Source organism: Bifidobacterium subtile, assembly GCF_000741775.1.
Taxonomy (GTDB): domain Bacteria; phylum Actinomycetota; class Actinomycetes; order Actinomycetales; family Bifidobacteriaceae; genus Bifidobacterium; species Bifidobacterium subtile.
Map to the genome: position 1 here is coordinate 1 of NZ_JGZR01000024.1, position 4053 is coordinate 4053.

Genomic DNA, 4053 nt, shown 5'->3' on the forward strand with positions numbered 1-4053 from the left:
AACAATCGCCGTATTCGTCCGTTACCGGTATCACTTCCCTGAGTATGTGTGGCAATGGTTATTGTGCCGTCATGCAGTAACCATTGATGTTCGAACCCGTGAAGATTTGCGGCGGTCAGACCGGCAAACACCCAGTGACCATGGCGGAGTCCCAATGTGCGCGCAATATGAGCGGACTTCTCGGCAGGGTTCAGCGACTTCCAAAAGTCAGGTTTCACAAACAGGCCGGGGAATACCCGTTCAAGCTCCTGTGCAGAAGCCCGTCTTTCCAATGCGCTTCGCTCTGCTTTGGTTCTGCCGAATGCACAACGACGCTCCTGTTGCGACACTTCCAATAATGTTTCCACTGCTTTGTGATGCTTCATAATATCGACGATATGCAATGATGCACTATTCCAGAAACCCGAACAGGTAATGTGGTTCCAGCTTCCTTTGGTCCCGTCTGGTTATCCGACGAAGACAATACCTCATACCGTTTTTGCAATATGGCGGTGTCGGTTTTTCTCAAATCGCTCACGCCCAGATGCATTCGTTATCGTCTTTCCCCTGCAACTAATTCGCAATTCGTGACTGGACGAAATCCATCATCTTTTTGTTGATCGCATCCGACCGAAGTCCACCACCCGGTGCCGATCTCGATTCATTTGCGATCATTTCAATAGAGTGGAAGAAAGAGGTATCGCAGTTTTGCCCTGCTAAGCTCACTTCATCGAGGCGAATCGGATATCTCAACCACGAAATTCCCCTCATGGGAAATCCAAACGAGGCAACACCAAGATGGCAGTCGTACTATTGCCCCGTTCCAGATACCTTATCGAGGCCCTGATGAGGCTGGAATCACGAAATTGCCCTACTGACGACATCTAAGCAAGGCAACGGCAAGAGAGCTATCAACATTCTGCCTCGCTCACTCATCTCAGCAAAGCAATTCCAAGACCGCCATCACGGTGCAACCCCACTAAAGCCATACCAACAAGACGATTCCAAGACCGCCATCATGGCATTGCCCCGCTGAAGTCATCCCAACAGGGGCAATCCCAAAACCGCTATGTGTTTTGTTCAAATTTTTGTGGGCCGTTTCGGCGTTTCTTTTAGTCCGTTTGAGCGGTTGTTTTTAGGCCGTTTCGGCTTTGGCCAGTCCTGTGGGTTGTCGGTTATTGCATGAGGGCGTGGGTCTTGCGCCAGGACTCGCCCTCGAATCTGATCATCCTGCCGTGGTGGACGGTGCGGTCGATGATCGCGGCGGCCATGTTGGGGTCGCCGAAGATCCTGCCCCATCCGGAGAACTCGATGTTGGTGGTGTAGATGATGCTCTGGGTCTCGTACGCGTTGGTGACGACCTGGAACAGGAGCCTGCTGCCTTCCTCGTCGATGGGCACGTAGCCGAGTTCGTCGATGATCAGGAGCGGGGTTCTGCCGATCATGGCGAGTTCCCGGTCGAGCCGATTGTCCGTCTGGGCGCGTAGGAGCCGCATGACCAGGCTTGCGGCCGTGTGGTAGCGCACGGGCATGCCCCTGCGGCATGCGTTCCTGCCAAGCGCGATGGCGAGGTGGGTCTTGCCGGTGCCGGGAGGCCCGAACAGGACGAGGTCCTCGTGGCCGCTGATGAATTCCAGGGATTCGATCCGCTGTCTTCCGTAGTCGACGGGGAAGCGGATCGGGGTCCAGTCGTAGCCGTCGAGTTCCTTGTCGGCGGGGAATCCGGCCTGTTTCAGGAGCCGGGAGCGTTTGGAGCGTTCCCGGGATTCGAGTTCGGCATTCATCCATTCCTCCACGAACTCCATCTGGGTTGGCGTGGCGTTGGCGAGCTGGTCGGCGAGGATCTGGCGGGTCAGGGGCAACCGGCGCGCGAGGTTCATGATCGTTTCGATCTTCTCGCCGGTGGACGCGCGGCGGCGTTTCATGTCGGGCATGACGACCGGTGGGCGGTGGATCCCCATGTTTACGCCTCCTTCCTTTCCCGCGTCCCACGAGGCTGCATGAACACGTCGTATCCGGTCAGGTCGGGTGCGGTCTGCTCGTATGGCTTCTCGCCGGAGGCGATGCGCCGTGCCATGGTGGTCAGGCTCGCCTCGTCGAGCGGGTGCCCCTGTTCGACCAGATGCTCACCAGCCTCGACGGCCGGCTCGAACCCGCACGCGTCGCTCGTTCTGGAGATGAGCCGGAACGCGTTCCTGCGCGCCTTGGCGTCCATCCGGTCGATCGCCAGACGCAGTTTGTCGGGAAAATCATCGCGGATGGTGGAATCGGGCCATGCGTTGGTCTTGCGGCCCAGTGCGGGCAGGAGCGTGGCGGGGTCGCGGATAGTGGCAGGCGAATCCCCGTACACGCGCGGCAGCCTGGCGCAGGTGCGCCCGTCCTGGGTGCGGATCGTCACGTCGAACGCGCGAAGGGCGACGTCCAACGTCCAGCCGCGCCACGAGGGTCCGGCGAGGTAATGGTTGCCGTCGACCTGCACGCGCCCGTCCTTGTCGGCCTTCCTGACCTCCCAGCGGATCGCGTCGTAGGGCTTGGACGGCAGGGGCTGCATCTCCGCCTTCTCCTCGGCGAACAGTCCGCCGATCGGCGCGCCCTTGCGGTAATGCGTCTCCTTGGCCATCGCGTCGCACCGCTCCAGCATGTACCGGGTCAACTGGGCGTAGGACTCCGCGTTGAGCAGGGGCACCATGATGTTGCGGCGCAGGAACCCGACCGCGTTCTCCACGCTGCCCTTCTCATTGCCCGAGTTCGGATTGCAGAACCTGGTCTCCAGCCGGTAATGCTCCACGAACAGTTCGAACACCTTGACGATGCTGACCCTGTCCCACGCGACCCGGTGACCGGCGCCGGTGGCGTTGTCGAGCACCAGCGTCAGGGGGACCGCGCCTATGTGCTCGAACACCGTGCGCAGTCCCGCGCACACGCATTCCGCGTTCTCCCCGGGCAGGGCCGCGCAGTAGCGCATGTTCGAATACGGGAACGTCACGACCAGGCAATGCACGTCGACCCGGTCCCCGCCGACCACGGCCCGCGCCATGCCGAAATCGACCTGCGCCTCGCCCGGATGCCACTCGAGCTCCAGATACCCGTCCGACGGGAGCCGATGCTCCTCGCGCCAACGCTTCACATACCGTTGCACCGACGAGTACGCGCCCCCGTAGCCCCTCTCCGAAACGAGCCGGTCGTACACGCGCTTGGCGGTGTGCCGCTGCTTGCGCGGCATGAACCGGTCCGCCTCCAGCCACCCGTCGACCGTCGCCTTGAACGGGTCGAGCTTCGACGGCCTCGATGCGGAGTGCTCCGGCTTGGGAGAGCAATCCTCCCTCCCGGCGTATTTCGCGACCGTGTCGCGGGCCACGCCCACCTCTTTTGCGATGCTTCTCCATGACACGCCATGCGCGTCAAGCACCCTGATACGTTGTTGTACGGACACCGGTACCGTCATTCCTTTCCTTTCCCGAGAAACCGAATGGTTTGCTTCCGACTCGGGAAACTAGTACGGGCAGGACGGGCCGGTGTTCATTTCTCGCCACACGCTGAAATGGACTAAAACCTGCCGCTCATCTGGAGACTTTCCACACGCTCACACGGCCCACTTTCTATTGAACAGACACACGCTGTTCGATCCCACCGCTCGCATCGTTGTCCTATCCCACGGCCTCCACATGGTTTTGCCGGGAAGGTCGGCCCCGTTCGTCGAATACTTGTTGGAGGCCGACGCCGGCAGGAGCCGGTGCGTGCAGAGCCTGGTGTTTTTGTGCCAGATCTCGAGCGTGTTCGCCCCGATCCCCAGGTCCACGGTGGAGCCGACGTACGCGTACGGGACGGAATACCAGTTGCGCGCATAGGCGACGTGGCCGTTGGCCTGAACCCTCCTGCCGTACACCCAGTCCATCACCTCGTATGCCACCGGAGGCAACGCGATCAGCAGCGGCTTCTCCTCGCCTTCGAACACCGACAGACGTGATCCGTCACGCTTCTGGAACGGGCGGGAATTGTATTCCACGAGCCACGCGCGTATCGCGGTCCGCAGCCCGTCCAACGAGCCGAACTGGTGGTCGCGCATCGCGCCGG

Annotated in this window: 3 protein-coding genes and 1 pseudogene; all 4 read right to left on the reverse strand. The window is 60.7% G+C overall.

Annotated features, from left to right (window positions below):
* Positions 1-365: pseudogene (locus tag BISU_RS12325) on the reverse strand (hypothetical protein); the annotation flags it as partial.
* 789 nt (positions 366-1154) lie between these two features.
* Positions 1155-1940, reverse strand: coding sequence for an IS21-like element helper ATPase IstB (istB, locus tag BISU_RS11355; protein WP_014483316.1), 786 nt, complete (start codon positions 1938-1940; stop codon positions 1155-1157).
* Between the two features lie 2 nt (positions 1941-1942).
* On the reverse strand, positions 1943-3424 hold the full coding sequence (gene istA / locus BISU_RS11360) for an IS21 family transposase (protein WP_015438265.1): 1482 nt from the start codon (positions 3422-3424) through the stop codon (positions 1943-1945).
* 138 nt (positions 3425-3562) lie between these two features.
* On the reverse strand, positions 3563-4053 hold a 491-nt coding region (locus BISU_RS12845), incomplete at its 5' end, for a Mu transposase domain-containing protein (protein ID WP_411431493.1).